Consider the following 24,575-nt stretch of genomic DNA (forward strand, 5'->3'; position numbering starts at 1 on the left):
TGGGGCGCGCGAGCAGCGCATCGGTTTTTGCGGCAATCTGACGATGCGAAGCAAAAAGCAGGCGCACTCGCCTACACTCGTACGACTATTTATTGATGTATCGCGACACGAGTTGTACAGTGTTTGCTGAGTGCTCTGGAACGGATTCAAACGACATATCAGCTGTTCTGCCACGCGCGCGACAGATGCGCGGCACATCGGGAAGCACACGGGGAAACACTTACATACAGCGCAGGCCGGGCCCATCGGCAACTGGATGGACACCGAGCCGAACGCATCGGAGACGCCCCTAATGTCATCGCTCGTTGACATCGATTCGCATGTCCGGGATGTACTGAACATCGTCAACAACCAGCCCGCATCGTGTTCGATGAGCCATTCCGTCGCGCAATCGTGGACGCGCTGTCTGGTCGAGTTCGGCCTGGACCCCGGACGTTTCGTGCTGCCACCCGTGCTGACGCAGCACGAACTGAACGTGCGGCGCGAGGCGGCGGGCGATCTGATCGCCTGCTCGAAGCTGGAAATGACCACGCTCTATCAGCAACTCGCCGACCCCGAACTTGCGGTGATACTCGTCGATGCAAACGGTGTAATCGTTCATCAGGTTTCGTCGGTGCCGTTCGGCGAGGCCGTCGCCGCCGATGGCCTGCGTCCCGGCGCCGTGTGGAGCGAGCAGGAAGCGGGTACGAACGGCATGGGCACGTGCCTGACGGAGCGCGAATGTCTCGCGATCTATCAGCATGAGCATTTCTATCCGCGCTACATGTCCCTCACCTGCTCGGCCGCGCCGATCTTCGACGAACGCGGCGCGATAGTCGGCGTGCTCGACGTGACGAGCCGCTCGCGGATGCTGCAGCAGCATTCGCTCGTGCTCGTCGGCATGTCGCGGCAGATGATCGAGAACCGGCTGATCGACTCGCGCTACCGGCGCGCCAACACGGTCCACTTCCATAGCCGCCCCGAATTCGTCGGCACGCTGCATGCCGGCAAGCTCGCTGTCGACGACGACGGCATCGTGCTCGCCGCCAATCGCAGCGCGTTGTTCCAGCTTGATCTGCGCTCGCCCGACCAGTTGTGCGGCAAGCGCATCGAAGAAGCGTTCAGCGCGACGCTCGAAGACATGATCGCGCGCAGCATTCGCGGCTCGTTCCATCCGATCACCGTGTACAGCGCACACGCCAGCAACCGCTTCTTCGTGATCGCGCAGACGCCGCGCGACGCGACGTCGTTCGGCAACGCGAATCAGGTGGCGACGAGCGCGCGCGGACAGTGGAGCGACGTGTCGATCAACCGCAATGCCACTGCGCGCGTCAAAAGCCCACGCGAAACGCGCGAGGCAAAGCCGGCAGCGGCCGGGCTCGACAAGCTCTCGCATCTGGAATTCGGCGATCCGCGTATGGCCGCGCAGAGCCAGCTGGCCGCGCGCGTGATCCAGCGGAAAATCCCGATCATCCTCAGAGGCCAGACGGGCACGGGCAAGGAAGTGTTCGCGAACGCGCTGCATAGCATCAGTCCGAACGCGGCGGGCGCGTTCGTCGCGGTGAACTGCGCGTCGCTGCCCGAGACGCTGATCGAAAGCGAGCTGTTCGGCTATCGCGCCGGTGCGTTCACGGGCGCGCAGCGCGAAGGACGGCGCGGCAAGATCGTGCAGGCGAACAACGGCACGCTGTTCCTCGATGAAATCGGCGACATGCCGATGGCCTTGCAGGCGCGGCTGCTGCGCGTGATCGAAGAACGCGAGGTCACGCCGCTTGGCGCTGAAACCACGATCAAGGTCGATTTCCAGCTGATCAGCGCGAGCCACCGCAACCTGCTCGATCTCGTGCAGCGCGGCCTGTTCCGCGAAGACCTGTACTACCGGCTCAACGGCATCGAGATCAACCTGCCGCCGCTATGCGAGCGCGCCGATCTGCTGCCGCTCGTGCAGCACATCCTCGAAAGCGAAGCCGAAGATCCGCCTGAACTCAGCGCCGAAGCGCGGCAAGCGCTCGCGAACTACGCGTGGCCCGGCAACATCCGCCAGTTGCGGCACGTGCTGCAAATGGCGATCGCGCTGTGCGACGGACCGGAAATACGCTGCGCGCATCTGCCGGCGGAAATCGTCGATGAGACGCGTAGCACGGGCGGCTCGCCCGCACGCGCTTCGGCGGCGGGACCGCTGGCGCAGCAGGCAAACGCAGCGGCGGCGGCGTTCGACGACGAGGCCGATCTGTCGGCACTCAACGCGATCCAGGTCAAGGAGCGCGAAACGGTGCTCGCGATGCTCGACGAGCATCGCTGGAACGTGAGCAACGTCGCGAAGACGCTCGGCATCAGCCGCAACACCTTGTACCGGAAGATGCACAGACTGCACATCCGGCTGTCGCACGACGCCGCACAGGCATCCGTCGACGACGCGTGTGGCAAGTGACTCACACATGATTCGTAGATGACCTACGCATGAGCGCACCGACGCCCGCCCGCCGCCCTGGCGTTTTTCGCCCCGACGCGCGCTTCGCGTGGTGCATCACGGGCTCGGGACACATGCTGGAAGAATCGATCGACATCGCGCTTGCGCTGCCGGGCGCCGATCTGTTTCTGTCCGCCGCTGGCGAAGAAGTGTTGCCGCTTTACGGCTGGCCCGTGCCGAAGCTGCGCGAGCATTTTCGCGTGTTGCGCGACAACAGCGCGAGCAGCGTGCCCGTCGGCATGCTGTACGAGGGCCTTTATCACACTGTCGTGATTGCGCCTGCGACCAGCAACACGGTTGCCAAATGCGCGTTCGGCATCTCCGACACGCTGCCGACCAATCTCTATGCGCAGGCGGGCAAGCAATGTGTGCCCGGCATCGTTTTCGCGTGCGACACCGAGCCGAGCGTCATCACGCAGAGCCCGCACGAATGGGTCGAAGTGCGTCCGCGCGCGATCGAGCTGGAGAATGTCGAACGGCTGGCACGCATCGAATACACGACCGTCGCGCGCTCGCTCGACGAATTGCGCGCGGCATTGAGCGAACGGCTATCGAACCTCGGGCTCGCATGGAACACATCGTCTTCCTGACTGGCAGGCTCGCCGAGAAAAGCGTCGTGCAGGTGCTGGAGGGCATGGCGAACGCGCCGTTCACGTGGGAAGTGCGCGAGATCGGCTTGCAGGTTGCCGCGCTGATGACGGCCGATATGATCCGGCGGCGGGTGACGTTGCCGCTGCGCGCGGATCGGATGATTGTGCCGGGGCGCTGTCGGGGTGATCTTGCTGCGTTGAGCGAGCATTTCGGCTTGCCTGTTGAACGCGGTCCTGAGGAGGCGAAGGACTTGCCACTGCATTTCGGGCAGGCCGCGCGGAAGTTCGATCTGTCGCGTTACTCGACGGAGATTTTTGCGGAGATCGTCGATGCGCCGAGACTCGATCTCGAGGGGATCGCGGCGCGGGCTAAGCATTATGCGGAGCAAGGTGCGGATGTGATTGACGTCGGCTGTCTGCCTGATACGCCGTTTCCGCATCTCGAGGATGCTGTGCGGATGCTCAAGGCTGGCGGGTATCGTGTGAGCGTTGATTCGATGGTGACGGATGAACTTCTGCGCGGCGGGCGCGCGGGAGCCGATTATCTGATGAGTCTCAACGTGGACACGTTGTGGGTCGCTGATGAAGTACCGTCGACGCCGGTTGTCGTTGCGCGCGAGCCGCATGATATGGCTTCTTTGCATCAGGCGATTGATGCGCTCGTTGCGCGTGGTAGGTCGTTTTTGGCTGATCCTATTCTTGATCCGATTCCGTTTGGCTTTGCTGCTTCCATTGCGCGGTATGTCGCGTTGCGGGAGCGGTATCCCGATGTTGCCATCATGCTTGGTGTTGGGAATCTTACTGAGCTGACTGAAGCTGATACTAGTGGCATTAATGCAGTGCTGCTTGGTATTGCTGCTGAGTTGCGTGTCTCTGCCGTGTTGACCACTTCCGTTAGCCTGCATGCGCGGCGTGCTGTGCGTGAGGCTGATGTCGCTCGGCGTGTCATGCATGCGGCTTTTGAGGCGCAGGTGCTGCCTAAAGGGATTAATTCTGACCTGTCTGCGTTGCATGCCAAGCGGCCTTTTCCCTATGACGCTGATGAGATCGCTGCGTTTGCTGCACAGGTGCGGGATCCGAATTTTCGTGTTCAGGTCACTACGGATGGGATTCATGTTTATAACCGTGATCTGCATGTGGTTGAAGTTGATCCCTTTGCGTTGTATCCGTATCTGAAGCTCGAGAATGATGGCGGGCATGCTTTCTATATGGGCGTGCAGACTGCACGGGCTGAGATTGCCTGGCATTTGGGCAAACGATTTGATCAGGATCAGGTTCTGGATTGGGGATGTCAGGTTGAGCGTAGCGCTGAAGACCTGGAGGTCTGGTGTGCCCCTGGCACGACGAAGGGGAAACGTTCGAAATAACGGTTTGGTTTTGGTTTTGGTTTTGGTTTTTCAGACTTTGCGCTGGCATCCGCGCTATGCCTTCGTGCTTCACGCGTCGCCCCTGTGCGGGCATTCGCTTGGCGCCTTCGCGGCGCGGGCGTTGCTGTTGTGTGCTTGCCTCTGCGATGGCATCCGCGATATGCCTTCGTGCTTCAAGCGTCGCCCCTGTGCGGGGCGGCACCTACTTTTCTTTGCCGCCGCAAAGAAAAGTAGGCAAAAGAAAGCGGCTAACACCGCCAAGTCTTGTGCCTGCCTGAGGGCCCCCAAAGGGTCTTACACTTCACACGGCAGCATTTCTGTTCGCGTTCGTTGCCAGTGCTCTTGCGGTGCGCCTCACCCGCTTCACGCGCCCGCGTTGCGGCACGCTGTGCCAGATATTCCACGGCCGCCCAGGTGGCAAACTGTGTGTAGGTCGTAGTGCCTCGCGCGCCTCACTTCGGACCCGATCGCGAACGCTCCACCCTGTAAGAGCGCCAGGCTAAACGACGCGACAACCTACACACAGTTTGCCACCTGGGCGGCACATACCATTCGCTGCCGCTGGCCCGAGTACGGGTATTCGAAGCGGGTGAGGCGCTCATTCAAAGCGTTAGCATCGAGCACCAATCAGGGCACTGCCGTGTGAAGCGTAAGACCCTTTGGGGGCCCTCAGGCAAGCACTAGAACTGGCGGTGTTAGCCGCTTTCTTTTGCCTACTTTTCTTTGCGGCGGCAAAGAAAAGTAGGTGCCGCCCCGCACAGGGGCGACGCGTGAAGCAAGCTAACAAAACGCGGATGCCAGCGCAAACACAAGTAAACCGAAACCAACACCCGCGCCGCGAAGCGCTAAGCGCGGATGCCAGCGCAGAGGCAAAAAAACCAAACCCAAAGCCCGGTCACGCACGTGACTTCCTATCCCTCAACTGCAAAATCATAGGCGTAAAAATCAACTGCATGGCAAGCCCCATCTTGCCGCCAGGCACAACAATAACATTAGGCCGCGACATAAAAGAGTCATGCAGCATCGTAAGCAGATAAGGAAAGTCGATACCTTTAGGCTTAGAGAACCGAATAACGACAAAACTCTCATCAGGCTGAGGAATCTCCCGAGCAGTAAAAGGATTAGAAGTATCAACAGTGGGAACACGTTGAAAATTGACATGCGTACGCGAAAATTGCGGACAGATGTAATTCACATAATCCGGCATCCGCCGCAAAATCGTATCAACGACAGCCTCATGTGAATAACCGCGCAGCGTCTGGTCACGATGCAGCTTTTGGATCCACTCCAGATTTATGATCGGCACAACACCGACGAGCAGATCCGCATGCTGTGCGATGTCGACCTTGCTGGTCACGGCCGCACCATGAAGCCCTTCGTAAAACATCATGTCCGTGCCCGGCGAAATATCCTCCCATGGCGTAAAAGTCCCCGGGTCCTGCTTGTACACCACGGCGTCCGCCTCATCATGCACGTAGCGCCGGAACTTCCCCCCGCCCGAGTTCCCGTAGCTCGCGAACAGCTGCTCCAACTCTTCGAGCAGATTCGCATCGGGCCCGAAGTGGCTGAAGTTGCGCACGCCGTCCCGCTCGCTCTGCCGCAGCGCCTCGCGCATGCCGAGCCGGTCGTACCGATGGAACGCATCGCCTTCGACAATCTGCGCATTGATCTTCTCCCTGCGAAAAATGTGCGTGAAGCTCCTCATGACGGTGGTCGTGCCCGCGCCGCTCGACCCCGTTACGGCAACGATCGGATGTCTGACTGACATGCGCAGTCTCCTTGTTACAGGTCAAGAGTCAGACCGAGGTTTCCGGAAGGAACAACGAGCGCTCACGAAAAAGCGGCGACGTGAAAGGCATGTCGATACCAAGATCGTGCTCGCGGTGATACCGGCCAATCCGCGTCACTTCGTTCGATGAGCCAAGTATCAGCGGCATGCGCTCATGGAACGTGCGCGGCGCGCCGTCGAGCACGCGCTCGCGGCCCGTCGTCGCCATGCCGCCCGCCTGCTCGACCAGAAAACCAAGCGGGCTCGCATCGTAGACGGCGGACAGCCGGCCGCGCATCGCCGAGCGCGTCCGGTAGTCGCGCGGCATCAGGAACAGGCCGCCGCGCATCAGGATGCGATGCACTTCGGGCACCAGCGCGTCGCTCCAGCGCAGGCTGAAATCGCGCTCGCGGCAGCCCGCGCGGCCTTCGCGGCACTCGTGTACGTAGCGGCGCACGGGCGGCTCCCAGAAGCGCTCGTTGGATGCGTCGACGGCAATCTCGCCCGTCTCTTCCGGAATGCGGATCGATGGATGCGTGAGCATGAACTCGTCCGTCTGGCCGTCGAGTGTGAAGCCGTGCGTGCCCTCGCCGAGCGTGATGACGAGCATCGTCGCCGGGCCGTAGATCGTGTAGCCCGCTGCCGCCTGTTCGCGGCCAGGTTGAAGGAGCGGCGCGCCGTAGGCCTCGCCATAGGATTCGCAGTCGAGTTCGCCGTAGGCTTCGGCTCGCGCGTCACCGCCATTCACATCGCTGCCTTGCGACTGCACGCGCATCACCGAAAAGATCGAACCCGCCGTGCCGTTGATGTCCGCATTCCACGGGCAGTTCAGCGGATCGAATGCAAGCTGGTACTCGGGCGTCGCCGCATTGTCCACATGATCGGCACGCCCGTTGCGCACTGCCGCCTCGGCCAGCTTGCGGCGTCGCGTGGAATACGCGAGCACCGCGCCGCCCGCCACCGAATCCGCCTGTGCGCTGTCGCCCAGTGTGCCGCGCGCAAGCGCCGCGCCGATGGTCTTCACCGATGCCGCGACGTCATGCAGCACGACCTGCAACGCGGTAGGCGGCCGCGTCGACATCAGGTGATCCGCGTCGCCGGCCAGGAACCTCGTGAGCGTAATGTTTGCGTGACGCATGATGCTCTCCTACGAAGTGGGGAATTCTGGCGCGGCGCCGGGTTCCGTCCCGGCGCCGCCTGATTCGGAGAACACGCTGCTCGCGCGGATATCGGCGGCGCTCAGCAGCGTCAGCGCGGCGGGGTCGGCGCTCGCGCCGCCGCCCAGCGCGTGTGCGAACAGCCGATTGGCCTGGCGCAGGCGCGCGCGGTCGAGCGCGTTGCGCACCGAGCGCGCGTTCGCGAAGTTCGGCTGACGCACGCGCCGCGCGAGGTAGTCCTCGAAAGCGCGGCGCGCGTCGGCGTCGAACCGGTAGTGCATCGTGTCGAGCATGCGCTCGGCGATCAGCAGCAGTTCGTCGGGTGCATAGTCGGGAAACGACAGATGATGCGCAATCCGCGAGCGAAAGCCCGGATTGCTGCGAAAGAAGGTGTCCATCCGCGCGGCGTAGCCGGCCAGAATCACGACGAGATCGTTGCGCTGGTTCTCCATCGTCTGGAGCAGGATTTCGATCGACTCCTGGCCGTAATCGCGCTCGTTTTCCGGGCGATACAGGTAATACGCTTCGTCGATGAACAGCACGCCGCCCATCGCGCGCTTGAGTACTTCGCGTGTTTTCGGCGCGGTGTGGCCGATGTACTGGCCGACGAGATCGTCGCGCGTCACCGAAACCAGATGATTGCGCCGGATATAGCCGAGCCGGAACAGCACGTCCGCCATGCGCAGCGCGACGGTCGTCTTGCCCGTGCCGGGATTGCCGCTGAAGCACATGTGCAGCGTCGGCGCGCCACTCTCGATGCCGAGCGCCTCACGCGCGCGGCCCACCAGCAGTTGCGCGGCGATTTCGCGGATGCGCGTCTTCACAGGTGCGAGGCCAACCAGATCGCGGTCGAGTTCGTCGAGCACATCGGCGATGCCCGACTCGCGAAAGAGCGCGAGCAGATCGACGCGCGGCGCTTGCGTTTCGTTTTGCGCCAGTGGCTCCGTTACGACGGCGTTCATGACGATGTCTCCCTGTTCGTGTTCTGGTTCGCTAGACCGCCGTGCCGCCGCTAGCGTGGCGCGGCGCGCACCGTAGTGAGCGAATAGCGCTGCACACGCGAGCGGTCTTCCTGACGTCCCAGCACGAAGGTCGGTTCGACATCCGGCCGGTTCACGATGAACGATAGCCGCATCGTCTCGAAGCCACGCACCGAATCGAACGCATTCACCTTGATGTAGTGCTGCGGATACGCTTCGCGGCACCGCGTCACTTCCATCATCACGCCCGCTGCATCGCGCAGATCGAACATCGGAAGGCCCCACATTTCCCAGTACGTGTTGCGCGGATGCGGATCGTCGGTGAATTCGACCGAGCACGACCAGCCCTGGCTCAGCGCGTACTGGATCTGCATGCGGATTTCGTCGTCGGTCAGGTCGGGCAGGAAAGAAAACGTTCCCTGGGTGATACGCATGGCTGGCTCCTTGTTCGGATTCGACGGGTACGGCGCTCGATGGCTCAGGCCACGCTCGGCGTGACGGCGAAATCGGGTGTATCGGTCGGCGTGTAGTTGAACGTGATGTCGCCCCATGTATCGAGCGCCTGCTTGAGCGGCGTGCAGTGACGCGCGGCCGCTTCGAGCAGATCGGGGCCTTCGTTGGCGATGTCACGGCCTTCGTTGCGCGCCTTGACCATCGTTTCGAGCGCGACGCGGTTCGCCGTCGCGCCCGCCTGAATCCCGGACGGATGGCCGATCGTGCCGCCGCCGAACTGTAGGATCGCGTCGTCGCCGAACAGATCGAGCAACTGATGCATCTGGCCCGCGTGAATGCCACCCGACGCGACGGGCATCACCTTGCGCAAGCCCGCCCACGGCTGATCGAAATAGAGACCGCGCGTGAGATCGACGGGGTTGTGCGATTCGCGCAGCACGTTGTAGTAACCCTGCACCGACAGCGGATCGCCATCGAGCTTGCCGACGGCCGTGCCCGCATGCGCATGATCGACGCCCGCCATGCGCAGCCACTTCGCGATCACGCGAAACGAAATGCCGTGATTGCGCTGCCGCGTGTACGTGCCATGCCCGGCGCGATGCAGATGCAGGATCATGTCGTTCTTGCGCGCCCAGCGTCCCATCGACGTAATGGCCGTCCAGCCGATCACCAGATCGATCATGACGATGCACGAGCCGAGTTCCTTTGCGAATTCGGCGCGCTCGTACATGTCCTCCATCGTGCCTGCCGTCACGTTCAGGTAATGGCCCTTCAGTTCACCCGTCTCGGCTTGCGCGCGGGCCACCGCTTCCATCGCGAACAGATAGCGGTCGCGCCAGTGCATGAAGGGCTGCGAGTTGATGTTTTCGTCGTCCTTCAGAAAGTCGAGGCCACCCTTGAGGCCTTCGTACACGACGCGTCCGTAGTTCTTACCCGACAGCCCGAGCTTCGGCTTGACGGTTGCGCCGAGCAGCGGACGTCCGTATTTGTCGAGCCGTTCGCGTTCGACGACGATGCCTGTCGGTGGGCCCTGAAAGGTCTTCAGATACGCGACGGGAATGCGCATGTCTTCGAGCCGCAGCGCTTTCAGGGGCTTGAAGCCGAACACGTTGCCGATGATCGAGGCCGTCAGGTTCGCGACCGATCCTTCCTCGAACAGATCGAGGTCATAGGCGATGAACGCGAAGTACTGCGGCTCGCTCTCGCTGGCGTTGGGCACGGGGTCGACGCGAAACGCTTTTGCGCGGTACATGTCGCACGCGGTCAAGCGGTCGGTCCAGACGACGGTCCAGGTGGCCGTCGACGATTCACCCGCCACGGCGGCGGCGGCTTCTTCCGGCTCGACGCCGGGCTGTGGCGTGATGCGGAACAACGCGATGATGTCGGTGTCTTTTGGCGTGTAGTCGGGCTGCCAGTAGCCCATCTCGCGATATTTGAGGACACCCGCCGAATAGCGCGAGCGTTGTTGGGTGCTTTCGCTGCCTGCGGGCTTCACGGCTTCCTTGCTGAAATCGTTCATCGCGCTGCCTCGATATGGATCGCGGCGCGCCTCTGATGCTGCGCACGCCTGGGGGTGGGAGCTGGCGTGCATCGAAAGTCGCCGGCCTTGGAGGTCAATGTAGGCTTCGGGCCGGATGAAGTGAATTCACGATTTTTTTCAGCAGGCTTAAGTGATCCGTTAACACGCGTGCATGGAGCGTGAAATGCGTCCACAATGGGTTATCGGCTCGTGGAACACTTTGCTGCGGTTCCGCTACAGTAAGGCGCGTAAACGGCGCGCCCTTCCCCGTAGGGCTGTAACTGGTACGACAGTTGCGTCAGCAACATGGGCCGAGGCGATTTGGTGTGCTGCGTGTACGCACGCGGGCGTCTTTCGCAATGGGACCGCCGTTTTGTTTTCTTCAATCGCTAAAGGAGGACGAACATGCAGTGGACTACCCCTGGATATACCGACATGCGTTTCGGGTTTGAAATTACGATGTATATCGCCACAAGGTGAAGTGGCCCGTGCGGGGCTGGTTTCGGTGAGGTTTTTGCCGGGCCGGCCCCGTTTGTTTTTTGTGCGATGCCGCAAGCGGGTTTGGTTTTTTGGTTCGGTTTTTTGCTTTCGCGGCGTAGGTGTTGCTGGTCGGTGTGTTTGGCTTTTCGCTGGCATCCGCGCTATGCCTTCGTGCTTCACGCGTTGCCCCTGTGCGGGGCGGCACCTACTTTTCTTTGCCGCCGCAAAGAAAAGTAGGCAAAAGAAAGCGGCTAACACCGCCAACATTTCTTCTTGCCTGAGGGCCCCCAACCGGTCTTACGCTTCAGACGGCAACATTTCTGTTCGCGTTCGTTGCCAACGTTTCGAATCGATGCCTCACCCACTTCAGATACCCGCACAAGAGCTGGCGGCAGCGAATGGTTTGTGCCGCCCAGGTGGCAAACTGTGTGTAGGTTGTCGTACCGTACAGGTTAGTGCTCTTACCAGAAACACCAGTCTTGCTTCCCCGTCCGGAGTGATGCGCCTATGGCGCGAAAGCCTACACACAGTTTGCCACCTGGGCGGCGGAGGAATGTCTGGCACGGCCTGCTGCGACGCGGGTGCGTGAAGCGGGTGAGGCGTTAATTCGGAGCGTTGGCAACAAACATGGGTCACGTGATTGCCGTGTGAAGTGTGGGACCGGTTGGGGTCCCTCAGGCAGGAACTAGAATTGGCGGTGTTAGCCGCTTTCTTTTGCCTACTTTTCTTTGCGGCGGCAAAGAAAAGTAGGTGCCGCCCCGCACAGGGGCGACGCTTGAAGCACGCTAACAAATCGCGGATGCCAGCGCAAACGCCCAAAAAACCAAACCGGATGCCATCGCAAAGCCAAAAGAACCAGCAAGGAACGCGAACACCACGGCAAGAACAAACAAACCACGAAACCGCTTGCCGCCAAAGGCAAAAAACCCAAATGATGATCCACGAAACCATCATCACAACATGCACGAGCGACGGTGTCGCCCACACCGCCCCGATGGGCATCCGTCACGACGAAAACGGCCTGACGATCCTGGCCCCTTTCAGGCCATCGAAAACCCTGGACAACGTGTTAGCCACCCGCGCAGCGGTAATCAACTTCACGACCGACGTCCGCATCTTCGCCGGCTGCGTAACCGGCACCCAACGCGACTGGCCGACAAGCCCTGCGACCCAAGTCCCCAGCCTCAGGCTGAAAGAATCACTAGCCCACACCGAGCTAACCCTCGACCACTTCACAGAAGACGACCCCCAGCGTCCCGTCCTGCACATGCGCTGCGTGCATACGGAAACCCACGCCCCGTTCACAGGCTTCAACCGCGCCCAGGCGGCGGTAATAGAAGGCGCAATCCTCGTGAGCCGGCTTTTCATGCTGCCCGCCGACAAGATCGACCGCGAAATGGCCTACCTTCAAATCGCCATCGACAAAACCGCCGGCCCCGACGAACTCATCGCATGGCAATGGATCACAGCAGCAGTAGAACGCTTCCGCACAACCGGCGACGCAGCCGACAAAAAAACCGCACCGCACTCGTCCTGACGGAGAGTTAGATGACCGCATTGCTCGCAAGCGTCCGCTCGGCGGAAGAAGCGTTCGACGCAGCCGGCGCCGGCGCCGACCTCATCGATCTGAAGGAACCCCTCGAAGGCGCGCTCGGCGGCGTGTCGATCGACAACATCTGGCGCATCGCGCGCACGCTGCGCTCGCGCTACCCGGTGAAACCCATCAGCGCGACGATCGGCGACCTGCCGCCCGATGCGCTCGACGCCATCGCAGCACGCGTCGATGAAGTCGGCGAGACAGGCGTGGATTTCGTCAAAGTGGGCGTCGTTCCGGGACCGCATGCGCGCGAGTGCCTCACACGCATCGCTGGCTTGCACGCCAATGTGTTGCCCGTGCTGTTGTGCGACGACGGTGTCGATGCAGAACTCGTCGAACATGCCGTCTCGCTCGGCTTCGCAGGCGTCGTGTTCGATACGGCAGGCAAGTCGGGCCGCACGCTGCTCGATTGCATCGACCGCGCAACGCTCGCCCGCTACATCGCGACGATTCGTGCGTCGGGCGCAATGGCGTGCATCGCCGGATCGCTCGGCTGGACGCAACTCGACGCGATTCGCTCGCTCGCACCCGATGTCGCCGGCTTTCGCACCGCGCTATGCGAGAACGGCCGCACCTCGCGCCTCGATCCGCGCCGCGTCGCGCAATGGGCCGACGCGTTGCATCACGCTGCCGCCGTCGCGTCGACGGCCGCAGCGTAAAAAGCGCGCCATCGCGCGCTCACACGGCCGATGCATTCAACAGCCGCTCGCGCACCAGCGCGACATCCGTCTTGCTGAACAGCTCGACTTCGTAATTCGCCTCTTTCACGTAGTGGACGAAGCTCGCGTCAATCACGCCATTCGACGCGAGCGTCCCAAGCGGTACGTTCGCGCCGACCGGGCACGACTTCACGACCATCAGACGCTCGGCGTTCAGCGACGTCGACAGCCACGCGGCAAGGCTGTCGGAGGTCGTGTCCCAGTTGGTCATCGCGTTGGGCGTGACGCGCATCAGGCTCACAGGCATCCACACGGCAACCTTGCCCTTGCGCAGCGCGCGCCGGATCAGTTCCTCGTTGGTCGCAAGCACCAGGTCGGGCAGCACGGCCTGCATCATCAGCGCGTACTGCGTCATCGCGAGCAGGCACATGTTGTGGGCGGCGAGATCGTCGAATTGCCATTCCTGCTGATACACGCGCACGCTGTCCGCAAAATCCCCACCGCCCGGCACGATCACCACGCGCCCGCCGCCAACCTCCCACAACTGCGTGAGCCAGTCCCGCAGCGACGGGTCGTGACTCAGGCTGCCCCCGATCTTCACCACCCACATGTCCGTTACCTCGCTCTCGTTCGACCTCACGGCGGCATACCCGACGGCCCGCCCGGTCCGCGTCCGCCCTGCGCTCGCCGCCCCATCGCGAGTCTGCGCTGCCCGCACCGCGCACGCATCGATGGTGCTGCGCCTCGCGCGTCACAGGCCCGTTGCCGGCCGCTTCATGCGGCGCGCCGTTCCCGCCTCCTCGCCGTCATCAACCATGCGACGGCCACGCTCGGCGCGCACGTCGCGATCCATTCGGCGGCATCCGCTGGCGCGTTGCCCGCTATCTGCGCAAACGTGCCGAAATCCACGTAATCGCGCGCGTGGGCCTTCGCCAGCGCCGCCGCCAGAAAGCGCCCGCAACCCGCGCCCACGACGGGCGCACGCGCCAGCGTCGGATGCGCCGCGCACACCTGCTCGAAGCTCGCGCCGATCGCACGCAATTGCGCATCGCGCCATGTGTGCGCGAACTCGCGCCATTCGTCTTCCGTGGCGTCGCCCGCATCGCGGCCGATCGTTCTCGCGAGCCGCGCGCAGCTTGCCGCGATCGTCTTCGGTCCGTTGTCGGCGCTCGCATGCTGGTCGTGCGGCGGCCATAGCTCGCCCGTCAGCCGGTAAATGTCGGCGCTCGTTGCGAACCACTCGTTCATCACGCCCGCCGTCTCGCCGCGAAACGCGATCCGATGCGCGATGCCGCACAACGGCGTGCGCACCACGCCGTGATACGCGAGTTCGCCCGTCACGAGCCGCGTTGCGTCGCTGACGCCGCGTGCCGCGATACGCGCGTCGGCAACGGGCACGATGTCCGTCGTCGTGCTGCCGATATCGATCAGCACGCAATCGCGCATACGGGTCGCGACATGCTGCGCCGTCGCGAGCCAGTTCGCCGACGCGACGGCCCGCCATTGCGCGATGCTCTGCGCGGCATCCAGCCAGCCGGAAGCGCCTGCGAAAAACGCCGTATCGGCACCGAGCCGCGTGGCCAGCGCATCGACGAGCGCGCGCACGCCATGCTCGCGGTCGGCGAACAGATCGACCATTTCGCCCGTCATCGTGACCGCGTGGCGCGCCTGTGCATGACCAAGCTCGGGCCAGCGCTCAGCCGCCGAATCGATCGCGCGATGCAGATGGTCGAGCCCTTGCCACAGCGGACACGCCCATTGCGCGATATCGGTGACGACACCGTCCGCGTCGACGCGCGACACCTTCACGTGCGCGCCGCCGACGTCCCAGCCGAAAACGGCAGGCCCGGCAATTGATGACGTGGACACGGACGCGCTCATGATCCCGCTCCGAAAGCGGACAGCTTCGCTCCCGTCGCGCCGCCGGACTCCGAATCACGCGCGCGCGGCGCGACCTGCAGACCGTGCGCCGCAAGCACGTCGGCAGCGAGATTGCGTCCGAGCCGCGCGGACAATCCGGCATACGCGACGGTCGCGCGCGGATTCACCTCGATCACGACCGGGCCGCGCGCCGGATGCCACACGACATCGATACCGGCAAACCCGCGCAAGCCGGGCAGCGACGCCGCGACCTGCTGCGCGAGCGCGTCGAGCGTGCGGCCTTGCGCGCTGTCGCGATCAATGCGGTCGATATCCACGCCGTCGAAGCCGACCACCTGTCCCGCATGGCCCGCCACGGGCGCCGCCACGTCGATCCGCTGCCGGTTGATGCTGACGAACGTCGCGCCCGCTTGATCGCAGATCAGCGACAGGCTCAGCGCGTCGCCGTCCACCCACGCCTGCAACACCGTTTCACGGTCTGCCGCGCGCCGCGCCGCATATTCGGCGCGTACCGCGTCGGCGTCGTCGAACACGAACGTATCGAGTCCGCCCGCGCCGTCGTCGGGCTTGACGACCCAGCGTTGCTGCGTGCGCGGATCGACCTGCGCCGGTTCGAGCGCAGGCGTCACCGCAATACCGCACGACGCGAGCCGTGCCGCCGTCGCGCGCTTGCTCGACGCGAGCGCGATCGCTTCCTTCGTGCAGCCGATCCAGCGCGCGGGACCGACGGCGTCGGCGAGATCGAGCATCAGGCCATCACATTCGGGCGCGACGATCCACGCGTAGTCGTGCTCGCGCGCGGCACGCGAGACGAACTCCAGCATCGATTCGCCCGGCTTCGCGCGGCAATGCGCAACGCCTTCATCGACATGCTCGAAGCGCGAACTCGCAAAGCTGACCTGCACACCGTCGAGCTGCAGCAGATCGCCGACAATCGCATCGCGCATCACGCGCCCTTCCACGACCAGCGCGCTCAGATCCGCGAGACTGCTGCTGCCCGCGAGTTGCGCGTCGATGCCGCCGCCAGTGAGATACTCATAAACCCAGAGCTTCATCAAGGAACGTCTCCGCATGCAGGTGATCCCGGTTCTCGATCTGCTCGACGGCCACGCGGTGCGCGCGATACGCGGCGCCCGCGCGAACTATCGGCCCATCCAGTCATCGCTGTGCGCAACGAGCGAACCGCTTGCCGTCGCCCGCGCGCTCGTTGCCGCGACAGCCGCGCCTGCGCTATACGTCGCGGATCTCGGCGCGATCATGTCGCGCGAAGCCCATCCGTCGACGCTGGCCGCGCTCGCCGCGAGCCTCACGCATTCGCATGCGCATTTCGAGCCACACGGCGGCCCGTTCGAAATCTGGCTCGACGCGGGCTTCGCCGACTTCCCGTCGATGCTTGCCCATCTGTCGCGCATCGCCGCTGCAACCGGCTCCGCACACGCGCGCATCGTGCCCGTGTTCGGCTCCGAATCGCTGCACTCGCTCGACGCGCTGCGCAAAGCCGAAGCGGCCGGCTATGCGCCCATCCTGTCGCTCGATCATCGCGGCCGTCAGCTGATCGCGGCCCCCGAACTCGCGCAGGCACTACGCTCTCCTGCGTCGTGGCCGTCGCGCGTGATCGTGATGACGCTCGATCAGGTCGGCGCCGACGCCGGCCCTGACCTCGATACGTTCAACCTGATCCAGGCGCAGGCGGGCCAGCGTTCGATCATCGGCGCCGGCGGCATCCGCCATCGCGACGATCTCGATGCAGCGGCACGCAGCGGCGCGCATGCATGGCTCATCGCATCGGCGCTTCACGACGGCAGGCTTCGCACCACGGACACGACGCGCTCAGACGCTGCGACCTGATCCGCGAAACAATATCCATGCCACGCGATCCGCGCTGCAGCAACGGCGCGGCTCGCATGCACAGTGGGCCGCGCACTGTCCTCAAGTGACACACTGTTGCAGCGCGAAGCACATACTGTTCTGCGCGTGGCCTGTCGCGCGGCGAGACGTATCGGGCCGCTCATGAGGTGTTCACGTTCGACGCAGCGAGTCGTTTGCCGCGCGCTCACATCGAAATGCCGCCGACCGTGCTGGCGCAAGGCTGCCACGCGGCAACAGCGAAATCGGCACGGACCTTGCTGGTCGGGGTCTTATGCACGAGTCCACGTCCCCCGTCACGCATGTCAACGCGACATCGGCCGCCGATGGGCCATTGCCATCCGTTTCGACAACCCACGACTGGACCTGCCCGTTCTGCCCGCTGCTGTGCGACGACATCGAAGCCCATCTCTCCGGTGCTCAGACGCTCGCCGCGCCCGACACGCAATGCGCGCGGCTCGCCGATGCATTGACCCGCCATGACGCGAGCGACAACGTCTGCTCGCCTGGCATCGACGGCTCCCCCGTCTCGCTCGATATCGCACTCGATGCCGCCGCCGCCGTGCTCGCGCAGGCGCGCCGGCCGCTCTTCGGCGGTTGCGGAACGGATATCGCTGGCGCACGCGCGCTCTATGCGCTCGCTGCCGGCTGTGGCGCGATTCTCGATTCGCTGCATGGCGACGCGCTGAGCGCCTCGACGCTCGCGCTGCAGGATCGCGGCGCGTTCTTCACGACCTTGTCCGAAGTGCGCTCGCGCGCCGATCTGCTGGTGGTTTTCTCATGCGAACCTGCTGCCCGGCATCCGCGCTTTTACGAGCGCATTGCGAGCGGCACGTCGATGCAGCGCGAAATCCGCTTCGTCTGTTGCGACACTGATCCCGCCGCCAGTCAGGCCAGCGACGCGCGCACCGCTTCGATACTCGCCGACGCTTCGCCGCACGACGTGCTCGCGCTCTGGTCGGCGATTGCCGAAGGCCGCAAACCCGAATCACTCAATGACGCCAAGGGCATCGCGACGGCGCTCGCTTCGTTGATGGCGCGCATCGCCGAAGCGCATTACACGGCGTTCGTGATCGAGCCGGCTGCGCTGCCTCACCCGCACGCAGCGCTGCTGATCGAAGCGCTGCACCGGATCGTCAAGTCGATCAACCGCACGAGCCGCGCGGGCGTGCTGACGCTCGGCGGCGCGGACGGCGTGCTAAGCGTCAACCAGACGATCACGTGGCTGTCGGGCTTTCCTTTGCGCACGCGCGTGTCGAAGCCCGACCGGCCACCGGGCACGCCGCCGCTCGACCACGATCCGTATCGCTATCGCACCGACCGTCTGCTCGCTGCGGGCGAAGCGGATGCGTTGCTGTGGACGGCGAGCTTCGACCCGCATCCGCCGCCGTCGACGCTCGACGCGAACACGCCTTTGATCGTGCTCGGCACGCCTGCGCTCGGGTCCGCGCTCGCGCAGCAAACGCGCAGCGCGAAGACGATCTTCATTCCCATCGCGACGCCCGCCATCGACAGCGATGGCCACCTGTTTCGCGTCGATACGTCCGTCGTCGTGCCACTGCATGCGGCGCGGCATGTTGCGCTGCCAACGGTTGCATCCATCGCGACGCATCTAGCCGACGCGCTCGCGACGCGCGCCGCGCAGACACGGAGCCCGGCATGAGCATCGCGCGACTCAGAGGCGGCCGCGTCTACGATCCCGCGAACGGCGTCGACGGCGAGCAGCGCGACGTCTATATCCGCGATGGCCGCATCGTCGATGCGCCCCCGGGCGGCGCCGTCGATCGCGACTATGACGCGCAAGGCATGATCGTGATGGCGGGCGGCATCGACCTGCATTCGCACATCGGCGGCGGCAAGACGAACCTGTCGCGGCTGCTGTTGCCCGAAGATCATCGCGACGACGCGCCGCGCGATGCATCGTACGAAGCCGTGCAGGACGAACGGGGCCGCTATCTGCGCATGCCGTCGTGCGGCATCTGCACGCCGGGCACGCTCGCCACCGGCTACCGTTACGCGGAAATGGGCTACACGGCGGCCTTCGAGCCGGCGATGATCGCGTCGAACGCGCGTCACGCGCATCTGGAAATGGGCGACACGCCGATCATCGATCATGGCGCCTACGTAATGCTCGGCAACGACGAACTGCTGTTGCAGATGCTCGCCGCGAAAGACGACTTCGAGCGCGTGCGCGACTACGTCGGCTGGACGATGCACGCGAGCCGCGCGCTCGGCGTGAAGGTGGTCAATCCTGGTGGCATCTCGGCGTTCAAGTTCAACCAGCGTTCGCTCGATGTCGACGAAGCGCACGCGCATTACGGCATCACGCCGCGCGACGTGTTGCGCACGCTCACGCGCGCGTTGACCGAGTTGCGCGTGCCGCATCCGTTGCATGTGCATGCGAGCAACCTCGGCGTGCCTGGCAATATCGACTCGACGATCGCCACAATGGACGCCGCCGACGGCCTGCCCATTCATCTCACGCACATCCAGTTTCATAGTTATGGCACGGAAGGCCCGCGCAAGTTTTCGTCGGGTGCGCGTGCGATTGCCGATGCCGTCAACGCTCGGCCGAATGTGTCGATCGACGTTGGGCAGATCATCTTCGGGCAAACCGTAACCGCTTCTGGCGACACGATGATGCAGTTCAAGAACGCGCCGCTCGCGCGGCCGCACAAGTGGATCGTCGGCGATATCGAATGCGATGCGGGATGCGGCATCGTGCCGTTCCGCTATCGCGAGCAAAGCTATGTGAATGCGCTGCAATGGATCATCGGCCTCGAAATCTTCCTGCTGGTGGACGACCCGTGGCGCGTGTCGATGACGACCGATCATCCGAACGGTGGCCCGTTCACGAGCTATCCGCATCTGATTCGCCTGCTGATGGACAAGCCGTTCCGCGACGCGCAGATCGACCGGCTGCATCCGGAAGCGAAGGTCGCGAGCGCGCTGCCGGAACTCAAGCGCGAGTTCTCGCTATACGACATCGCGATCATCACGCGCGCCGGCCCCGCGCGCCTGCTCGGACTTAAGGATCGCGGCCATCTGGCGCCGGGCGCCGCTGCCGACATCGCCGTGTATCGCGACGACGCGGACCGCGAGCGGATGTTCACCTCGCCCGCTTATGTGTTCAAGGACGGCGAACTGGTCGCGCGCGACGGCAACCTCGTGTCGACGCCGACGGGCGGCATCCACTTCGTCTCGCCCGACTACGACAGGAGCATCGAAAAGACCTTGCGCCAGTACAGCGAAGCGAACCTGGCCACGAACTTCGCGCACGCCGCGATCAGCGACGACGAAATTTGCGCATGCTGCCGCGGCGGACGCCTGTTGCCCGTCGCGTGCCTCGCGCGAGCATGAAGGCGGACGCGCGATGCAGATCAACGACACCCTGATCGACGACACCTTCGCGGAAGCCTTCCCGATGAAGGCGACGCGCCTCGTCATCACCGCGCACACGCCGCGCTGGGCGCGCGCGGCAGCCGATTCGCTGACGGGTTTCGCGACGTCGGTGATCGACTGCGGCTGCGAGGCGGGCATCGAGCACGAGATCGCCCCAGACGCGACGCCCGATGGACGTCCCGGCATTTCGGTGCTGATTTTTGCGGTGTCGTCGAAGGAACTGGTGAAGCAGATCGCGCGGCGCGTCGGGCAATGCGTGCTGACCTGCCCGACCACGGCCGTCTACAACGGCATCGATCCCGCGACGACGCGCGCGCCGTTGTCCGATGTCGCGCCGCTTGGCGGGTCGCTGCGTTTCTTTGGCGACGGCTGGCAGATATCGAAAATGCTCGGCGGTGTGCGCTATTGGCGCGTGCCCGTGATGGACGGCGAATTCGTCTGCGAAGAATCGGTGCAGACGGTCAAGGCCGTCGGTGGCGGCAACCTGCTGCTGCTTGCGCGCGATCTGGACAGCGCGCTCGCAGGCGCGGAAGCCGCCGTCGCCGCGATGCATCGGCTTGCGAACGTGATTACGCCGTTTCCGGGCGGTGTCGTGCGCTCGGGATCGAAGATCGGCTCGAAATACAAAGGCGCCGTCGCGTCGACCAACGACGCGTTCTGCCCGACGCTCACCGGTTTGTCGCAGCGCAGCGAACTCGACGCGCAAACCGGCTGCGTGCTGGAGATCGTGATCGACGGACTGACGGATGCGGACGTCGGCGCAGCAATGACGGCGGGCATCGAGGCGGCCTCTGCTGCGGGCAAGGGTGTGGTGCGTATTTCCGCTGGGAACTATGGCGGCAAGCTCGGGCCCTACCATTTCAAGCTGCGCGAACTGGCCGCGGGCATTGTGCAGCGCCCAAAAAACACCACGGACGGCGCGACATGAGCACGATCACGTTGCGCGTGAAAGCCGCACCGGGTTTTCGTGTGGATGGCTCGCCACTGTTGCCGTCCGCGTTGTCCGCGCTATCGGGCGCGGAGATTGCGCATCGGATGCTGCCCGCGGGTAACGAAGCTTGCGTAATCGGCGATCTGTTCGACGTAGCCGTCGATACGAGTGGCGACGATGCGCGTCTTGTGATCGAAGGCGACGCAAGCTGGCTGGACCGGCTTGGTGCGCAACTCGACGCAGGCCGCCTACAAATCAGCGGCAGCGCCGGCGATTACGCAGGCTTGCGCATGACGGGCGGCACGCTCGACATAGCCGGCGACGCTGGCCATTTCGCAGGCTGCGAAATGCGCGGTGGAACGCTCGTCGTAGCGGGCAATTGCGGCGACTTCGCAGCAGGCGCACTGCCCGGCGGCATGGAAGGCATGACAGGCGGCACGCTAATCGTAGCGGGCAATGCAGGCGCACGCCTTGGCGACCGGATGCGGCGCGGCACGTTACTGATAGGCGGCGATGCGGGCGATTACGCGGCCTCGCGGATCGTCGCCGGGACGATCGGCATTGCGGGCCGCGTCGGCGCACACTATGGTTACGGCATGCGGCGCGGCACGCTGTTGATGTTGCAACGGCCTGAGCGCATCCCGCCCACGTTCACGACGGGTGGCCGCGGCTTCGACGTGTTCTGGTCGCTGTTCACGCGAGCGTTCAAGGCCGAATGCGATGCGGCGTCTGCCGCAAGCACCGCCATGGCGCAGCGCCTCAAGCCGTTTGCAGCACTCGACGCCCGCACGCCGCCGCAGCGCTACGCGGGCGATCTTGCAGTCGATGGACGCGGCGAACTGCTGATCGTCGCCGGCGAATGATCGAGGGAACCGACATGAACGCGACACGCTCGACCGATATCGCGCGCAGCGGCAGAGAGAGGCCCGAGCGCTTCCCGATGGCGCTGATCGTGCTGCATTGGCTGATCGCGGTCTGCATCATCGCGATGCTCGGCATCGGCCTCTATATGGTCGGACTGCCGCGCGGCCTGCCGTTCAAGGCCGTGCTGATCAACTTTCACAAGTCGCTTGGCTTGACGATTTTCCTGCTGGTGCTGATGCGCATCGGAGTTGTCATGGTATCCGGCAGGCCGCCGTTGCCGCCGATGCGAGCGTGGCAACGCGCCGCCGCGAGCGCTACGCAGGTTCTTTTATACGCTGCAATGATCGTGATGCCGGTGACGGGCTATCTGGGCTCGTCGTTCAACACCTACGGCACGCGTTTCTGGGGACTGCTGCTGCCGAAGTGGGGCTGGGATGACAAAGGGTTGCGCCATTTCTGGTTCACCATTCATGAGATCACCGCATGGATCTTCATTGCGTTGATTGCGTTGCATGTGGCGGGCGCGCTGAAGCATCAGTTGATCGACCGCGACGGACTGTTGCGCAGGATATTGCCGTGATGCGCGGCGCTCATCAATCAAGGCCTGTTTCAATGGCGTTTTTGCGAGTTCTTTCGGGAGCAAGGGGACAATGAAGGTCAAGGTGCTCGGTTCGTCGGCGGGCGGCGGCTTTCCGCAATGGAACTGCAACTGCCGCAATTGCGATGGTGTACGCAAGGGCACGATCACGGCGCGGCGGCGCACGCAGTCGTCGATTGCGGTGAGCGTGGATGGCATTGCGTGGCTGCTCGTGAACGCATCGCCCGATATCCTCGCGCAGATCGCTGCGAACCCTGAAATGCAGCCCGCGCGCCACGCGCGCGACACAGGTATCGCAGCCGTGTTGCTGATGGACGCGCAGATCGATCACGTAACCGGCCTGCTGATGCTGCGCGAAAACAGCGCGCCGCTGCCGCTGCATGCAACGGAGGCCGTCTGGCAAGACCTGTCGACGGGTTTTCCCGTCGTATCGATTCTGTCGCACTACTGCGGCGTCGAACGCCACACCATTGCACTCGATGCGGGTCCGTTCGAGATCGCCGCCTTGCCGGGCGTGCGCATCGAGGCGTTGCCGCTGTCGAGCAAGGCGCCGCCCTACTCGCCGCATCGCGCGGCGCCGCAGCGGGGCGACAACATCGGCCTGCTGATCACGGCGCCCGGTTCGGGCAAGCGCGTGTTCTATGCGCCCGGCCTCGGCGTGCTCGAGCCGCACATCCGCGATGCGATGCGCAGCGCCGATCTGCTGCTCGTCGACGGCACGCTGTGGACCAGCGACGAGATGATCGAACTCGGCCTGTCGAAAAAGACAGCCGCCGACATGGGCCATCTCGCGCAAACGGGTCCGGGCGGCATGATTGAAGTGCTGGATTCGCTCGATAGGCCGAATGCGCGAAAGGTGCTAATACATATCAACAACACGAACCCGATCCTGATCGACGACGGCCCCGAGCGACGCACGCTGGCGCAGCACGGCATCGAAGTCGCGCACGACGGGATGCTGTTCGAGCTATGAGCCGCGCACATGCAAACGCAAAAGCAGACCACTGATACGGAGACGCGATCGATGAGTTTCAAAGGCGACATCGGCCCGGCATGGACCCGAGAAGAATTCGAAGCGCAGTTGCGCGCGAAGGGAAAGGCGTATCACATCCATCACCCGTTCAACGTGAAGATGAACAGCGGCGGATGCTCGCGCGAGCAGATTCGCGGCTGGGTCGCGAATCGCTTCTATTACCAGATCAACATTCCGCTGAAAGATGCCGCCGTCCTGTCGAACTGTCCTGATCGCGAAACGCGCCGCCGCTGGGTGCTGCGCATTCTCGATCACGACGGCTATGGCGAGGATGAAGGCGGTATCGAAACGTGGGCGCGACTGGGCGATGCCGTTGGGTTGTCACGCGATGCATTGTGGTCGCTGGAACATGTGGTGCCCGGCGTGCGCTTTGCCGTCGACGCCTATGTGAACTTCGCGCGCCGCGCGCCGTGGCAGGAAGCCGTGTGCTCGTCGCTCACGGAGATCTTCGCGCCGCAGATCCACAAAGACCGGCTTTCGACGTGGCCCGAGCATTACCCGTGGATCAAGCCCGAAGGCCTGGCGTATTTCCGTTCGCGCATCTCGCTCGCGCAACGCGATGTCGAGCATGGCCTTGCCGTCACGCTCGATCATTTCCGCACGCGCGAGCAGCAGGAACGCGCGCTCGACATTCTGCAATTCAAGCTCGACATTCTCTGGACGATGCTTGACGCGATCGAAAAGGCGTTCCCGGCATGAACACTCACGACAACGCGCAAGACACGGAAAAACGCGGCCCGAAACTGAACAGCCTGTTTCGCCTGCAATGGGAACCGGCACAGGACGCGCATGTGCTGCTGTATCCCGAAGGCATGGTGAAGCTGAATCAGAGCGCTGCGCAAATCCTGTTGCGTTGCGACGGCACGCGCGACATCCCGACGCTCGTCGCGGAGCTGGAAGCGGCGTTCAATGCGACGGGACTGACGCCGGAAGTCGAAGCCTTCGTCGACCACGCGCGCTCGCGTGGCTGGCTGGAGTAAC

At 63.8% G+C, this 24,575-nt stretch carries 23 protein-coding genes; 15 read left to right on the plus strand and 8 right to left on the minus strand.

Going from position 1 to position 24,575, the window contains the following annotated elements:
- Positions 1-292: 292 nt before the first annotated feature.
- The 3 genes from BLT65_RS05805 to BLT65_RS05815 are packed head-to-tail and all read left to right on the plus strand — an operon-like array spanning position 293 to position 4,406.
- Positions 293-2,410: a sigma-54-dependent Fis family transcriptional regulator gene (locus BLT65_RS05805; RefSeq protein ID WP_091775825.1), complete on the plus strand. Its 2,118-nt coding sequence runs from the start codon at positions 293-295 to the stop codon at positions 2,408-2,410.
- 29 nt (positions 2,411-2,439) lie between these two features.
- Positions 2,440-3,039 carry a flavoprotein gene (locus BLT65_RS05810; protein ID WP_042306272.1) on the plus strand — a complete coding sequence of 200 codons (600 nt, stop codon included), beginning with the start codon at positions 2,440-2,442 and terminating at the stop codon, positions 3,037-3,039.
- A complete protein-coding gene (locus BLT65_RS05815; RefSeq protein ID WP_091775829.1) occupies positions 3,018-4,406 on the plus strand; it encodes a DUF6513 domain-containing protein in 1,389 nt (462 codons plus the stop codon). Before BLT65_RS05810 ends, BLT65_RS05815 begins: the two co-directional genes overlap by 22 nt.
- Before the next feature lie 895 nt (positions 4,407-5,301).
- Here the strand turns inward: BLT65_RS05815 and BLT65_RS05820 are convergent.
- From BLT65_RS05820 to BLT65_RS05840, 5 genes are read right to left on the minus strand one after another with little or no spacing between them, the layout of a single operon-like run.
- Positions 5,302-6,174: a phosphoribulokinase gene (locus tag BLT65_RS05820; protein ID WP_007576939.1), complete on the minus strand. Its 873-nt coding sequence runs from the start codon at positions 6,172-6,174 to the stop codon at positions 5,302-5,304.
- A gap of 28 nt (positions 6,175-6,202) precedes the next feature.
- Positions 6,203-7,312 (minus strand): class 1 fructose-bisphosphatase, encoded by a 1,110-nt coding sequence (locus BLT65_RS05825; protein WP_091775832.1) that lies wholly within the window; start codon positions 7,310-7,312, stop codon positions 6,203-6,205.
- Positions 7,313-7,321: 9 nt separating this feature from the next.
- Positions 7,322-8,293 carry a CbbX protein gene (cbbX, locus tag BLT65_RS05830; protein WP_091775835.1) on the minus strand — a complete coding sequence of 324 codons (972 nt, stop codon included), beginning with the start codon at positions 8,291-8,293 and terminating at the stop codon, positions 7,322-7,324.
- Between the two features lie 50 nt (positions 8,294-8,343).
- A complete protein-coding gene (locus BLT65_RS05835; protein ID WP_042317272.1) occupies positions 8,344-8,745 on the minus strand; it encodes a ribulose bisphosphate carboxylase small subunit in 402 nt (133 codons plus the stop codon).
- 44 nt (positions 8,746-8,789) lie between these two features.
- Positions 8,790-10,283, minus strand: a complete 1,494-nt coding sequence (locus BLT65_RS05840; protein ID WP_091775838.1) for a form I ribulose bisphosphate carboxylase large subunit — start codon at positions 10,281-10,283, stop codon at positions 8,790-8,792.
- A 405-nt stretch (positions 10,284-10,688) separates the two neighbouring features.
- Between BLT65_RS05840 and pqqA the strand changes: the two genes are divergently transcribed.
- From pqqA to BLT65_RS05855, 3 genes are all read left to right on the plus strand, one after another.
- Positions 10,689-10,763: a pyrroloquinoline quinone precursor peptide PqqA gene (gene pqqA / locus BLT65_RS05845; protein WP_007576927.1), complete on the plus strand. Its 75-nt coding sequence runs from the start codon at positions 10,689-10,691 to the stop codon at positions 10,761-10,763.
- Positions 10,764-11,697: 934 nt separating this feature from the next.
- A complete protein-coding gene (locus tag BLT65_RS05850; RefSeq protein ID WP_091776153.1) occupies positions 11,698-12,300 on the plus strand; it encodes a DUF447 domain-containing protein in 603 nt (200 codons plus the stop codon).
- A gap of 11 nt (positions 12,301-12,311) precedes the next feature.
- On the plus strand, positions 12,312-13,019 hold the full coding sequence (locus BLT65_RS05855; protein ID WP_091775841.1) for a (5-formylfuran-3-yl)methyl phosphate synthase: 708 nt from the start codon (positions 12,312-12,314) through the stop codon (positions 13,017-13,019).
- A gap of 19 nt (positions 13,020-13,038) precedes the next feature.
- Here the strand turns inward: BLT65_RS05855 and BLT65_RS05860 are convergent, their stop codons facing one another.
- The 3 genes from BLT65_RS05860 to BLT65_RS05870 form a co-directional block, all read right to left on the minus strand.
- Positions 13,039-13,629, minus strand: coding sequence for an amino acid kinase family protein (locus BLT65_RS05860; RefSeq protein WP_091775845.1), 591 nt, complete (start codon positions 13,627-13,629; stop codon positions 13,039-13,041).
- Positions 13,630-13,793: 164 nt separating this feature from the next.
- A complete protein-coding gene (locus tag BLT65_RS05865; RefSeq protein WP_091775848.1) occupies positions 13,794-14,900 on the minus strand; it encodes a hydantoinase/oxoprolinase family protein in 1,107 nt (368 codons plus the stop codon).
- Positions 14,897-15,955 carry an ATP-grasp domain-containing protein gene (locus tag BLT65_RS05870; protein ID WP_091775851.1) on the minus strand — a complete coding sequence of 353 codons (1,059 nt, stop codon included), beginning with the start codon at positions 15,953-15,955 and terminating at the stop codon, positions 14,897-14,899. Before BLT65_RS05870 ends, BLT65_RS05865 begins: the two co-directional genes overlap by 4 nt.
- Positions 15,956-15,971: 16 nt before the next feature.
- Between BLT65_RS05870 and BLT65_RS05875 the strand changes: the two genes are divergently transcribed.
- The 9 genes from BLT65_RS05875 to pqqD all read left to right on the plus strand — a co-directional run bounded on the left by BLT65_RS05875 (position 15,972) and on the right by pqqD (position 24,574).
- Positions 15,972-16,748 (plus strand): HisA/HisF-related TIM barrel protein, encoded by a 777-nt coding sequence (locus BLT65_RS05875; protein ID WP_091775854.1) that lies wholly within the window; start codon positions 15,972-15,974, stop codon positions 16,746-16,748.
- A gap of 292 nt (positions 16,749-17,040) precedes the next feature.
- Positions 17,041-18,429 (plus strand): molybdopterin-binding domain-containing protein, encoded by a 1,389-nt coding sequence (locus BLT65_RS05880; RefSeq protein ID WP_143036484.1) that lies wholly within the window; start codon positions 17,041-17,043, stop codon positions 18,427-18,429.
- Positions 18,426-20,126 carry a formylmethanofuran dehydrogenase subunit A gene (locus BLT65_RS05885; protein WP_091775858.1) on the plus strand — a complete coding sequence of 567 codons (1,701 nt, stop codon included), beginning with the start codon at positions 18,426-18,428 and terminating at the stop codon, positions 20,124-20,126. The genes BLT65_RS05880 and BLT65_RS05885 overlap by 4 nt, the downstream gene beginning before the upstream one ends.
- Positions 20,127-20,139: 13 nt before the next feature.
- Entirely contained in the window at positions 20,140-21,096 is a 957-nt protein-coding gene (gene fhcD / locus BLT65_RS05890; protein WP_091775862.1) for a formylmethanofuran--tetrahydromethanopterin N-formyltransferase, read from the plus strand.
- Complete coding sequence (locus BLT65_RS05895) at positions 21,093-21,962, plus strand: formylmethanofuran dehydrogenase subunit C (RefSeq protein WP_091775865.1); 870 nt, start codon at positions 21,093-21,095, stop codon at positions 21,960-21,962. The genes fhcD and BLT65_RS05895 overlap by 4 nt, the downstream gene beginning before the upstream one ends.
- Positions 21,963-21,976: 14 nt before the next feature.
- On the plus strand, positions 21,977-22,543 hold the full coding sequence (locus BLT65_RS05900; RefSeq protein ID WP_091776159.1) for a cytochrome b: 567 nt from the start codon (positions 21,977-21,979) through the stop codon (positions 22,541-22,543).
- Positions 22,544-22,613: 70 nt separating this feature from the next.
- Positions 22,614-23,534 (plus strand): pyrroloquinoline quinone biosynthesis protein PqqB, encoded by a 921-nt coding sequence (gene pqqB, locus BLT65_RS05905; protein ID WP_091775868.1) that lies wholly within the window; start codon positions 22,614-22,616, stop codon positions 23,532-23,534.
- Positions 23,535-23,585: 51 nt separating this feature from the next.
- Positions 23,586-24,293 (plus strand): pyrroloquinoline-quinone synthase PqqC, encoded by a 708-nt coding sequence (gene pqqC / locus BLT65_RS05910; RefSeq protein ID WP_091776162.1) that lies wholly within the window; start codon positions 23,586-23,588, stop codon positions 24,291-24,293.
- The gene (pqqD, locus tag BLT65_RS05915; RefSeq protein ID WP_007576895.1) at positions 24,290-24,574 is read left to right on the plus strand and encodes a pyrroloquinoline quinone biosynthesis peptide chaperone PqqD; all 285 of its coding nucleotides are present in this window, start codon (positions 24,290-24,292) and stop codon (positions 24,572-24,574) included. Before pqqC ends, pqqD begins: the two co-directional genes overlap by 4 nt.
- Position 24,575: the final 1 nt, after the last annotated feature.

It is taken from the genome of Paraburkholderia steynii (genome assembly GCF_900100565.1).
Lineage (GTDB): Bacteria > Pseudomonadota > Gammaproteobacteria > Burkholderiales > Burkholderiaceae > Paraburkholderia > Paraburkholderia terrae.

What these genes read in the sequence shown, in the direction of transcription:
- BLT65_RS05805 (WP_091775825.1), top strand. Translation starts at nt 293, where the DNA reads ATGTCATCGCTCGTTGACATCGATTCGCATGTCCGGGATGTACTGAAC.
- BLT65_RS05810 (WP_042306272.1), top strand. Translation starts at nt 2,440, where the DNA reads ATGAGCGCACCGACGCCCGCCCGCCGCCCTGGCGTTTTTCGCCCCGAC.
- BLT65_RS05815 (WP_091775829.1), top strand. Translation starts at nt 3,018, where the DNA reads ATGGAACACATCGTCTTCCTGACTGGCAGGCTCGCCGAGAAAAGCGTC.
- BLT65_RS05820 (WP_007576939.1), bottom strand. Translation starts at nt 6,174, where the DNA reads ATGTCAGTCAGACATCCGATCGTTGCCGTAACGGGGTCGAGCGGCGCG.
- BLT65_RS05825 (WP_091775832.1), bottom strand. Translation starts at nt 7,312, where the DNA reads ATGCGTCACGCAAACATTACGCTCACGAGGTTCCTGGCCGGCGACGCG.
- cbbX (WP_091775835.1), bottom strand. Translation starts at nt 8,293, where the DNA reads ATGAACGCCGTCGTAACGGAGCCACTGGCGCAAAACGAAACGCAAGCG.
- BLT65_RS05835 (WP_042317272.1), bottom strand. Translation starts at nt 8,745, where the DNA reads ATGCGTATCACCCAGGGAACGTTTTCTTTCCTGCCCGACCTGACCGAC.
- BLT65_RS05840 (WP_091775838.1), bottom strand. Translation starts at nt 10,283, where the DNA reads ATGAACGATTTCAGCAAGGAAGCCGTGAAGCCCGCAGGCAGCGAAAGC.
- BLT65_RS05850 (WP_091776153.1), top strand. Translation starts at nt 11,698, where the DNA reads ATGATCCACGAAACCATCATCACAACATGCACGAGCGACGGTGTCGCC.
- BLT65_RS05855 (WP_091775841.1), top strand. Translation starts at nt 12,312, where the DNA reads ATGACCGCATTGCTCGCAAGCGTCCGCTCGGCGGAAGAAGCGTTCGAC.
- BLT65_RS05860 (WP_091775845.1), bottom strand. Translation starts at nt 13,629, where the DNA reads ATGTGGGTGGTGAAGATCGGGGGCAGCCTGAGTCACGACCCGTCGCTG.
- BLT65_RS05865 (WP_091775848.1), bottom strand. Translation starts at nt 14,900, where the DNA reads ATGAGCGCGTCCGTGTCCACGTCATCAATTGCCGGGCCTGCCGTTTTC.
- BLT65_RS05870 (WP_091775851.1), bottom strand. Translation starts at nt 15,955, where the DNA reads ATGAAGCTCTGGGTTTATGAGTATCTCACTGGCGGCGGCATCGACGCG.
- BLT65_RS05875 (WP_091775854.1), top strand. Translation starts at nt 15,972, where the DNA reads ATGCAGGTGATCCCGGTTCTCGATCTGCTCGACGGCCACGCGGTGCGC.
- BLT65_RS05880 (WP_143036484.1), top strand. Translation starts at nt 17,041, where the DNA reads ATGCACGAGTCCACGTCCCCCGTCACGCATGTCAACGCGACATCGGCC.
- BLT65_RS05885 (WP_091775858.1), top strand. Translation starts at nt 18,426, where the DNA reads ATGAGCATCGCGCGACTCAGAGGCGGCCGCGTCTACGATCCCGCGAAC.
- fhcD (WP_091775862.1), top strand. Translation starts at nt 20,140, where the DNA reads ATGCAGATCAACGACACCCTGATCGACGACACCTTCGCGGAAGCCTTC.
- BLT65_RS05895 (WP_091775865.1), top strand. Translation starts at nt 21,093, where the DNA reads ATGAGCACGATCACGTTGCGCGTGAAAGCCGCACCGGGTTTTCGTGTG.
- BLT65_RS05900 (WP_091776159.1), top strand. Translation starts at nt 21,977, where the DNA reads ATGAACGCGACACGCTCGACCGATATCGCGCGCAGCGGCAGAGAGAGG.
- pqqB (WP_091775868.1), top strand. Translation starts at nt 22,614, where the DNA reads ATGAAGGTCAAGGTGCTCGGTTCGTCGGCGGGCGGCGGCTTTCCGCAA.
- pqqC (WP_091776162.1), top strand. Translation starts at nt 23,586, where the DNA reads ATGAGTTTCAAAGGCGACATCGGCCCGGCATGGACCCGAGAAGAATTC.
- pqqD (WP_007576895.1), top strand. Translation starts at nt 24,290, where the DNA reads ATGAACACTCACGACAACGCGCAAGACACGGAAAAACGCGGCCCGAAA.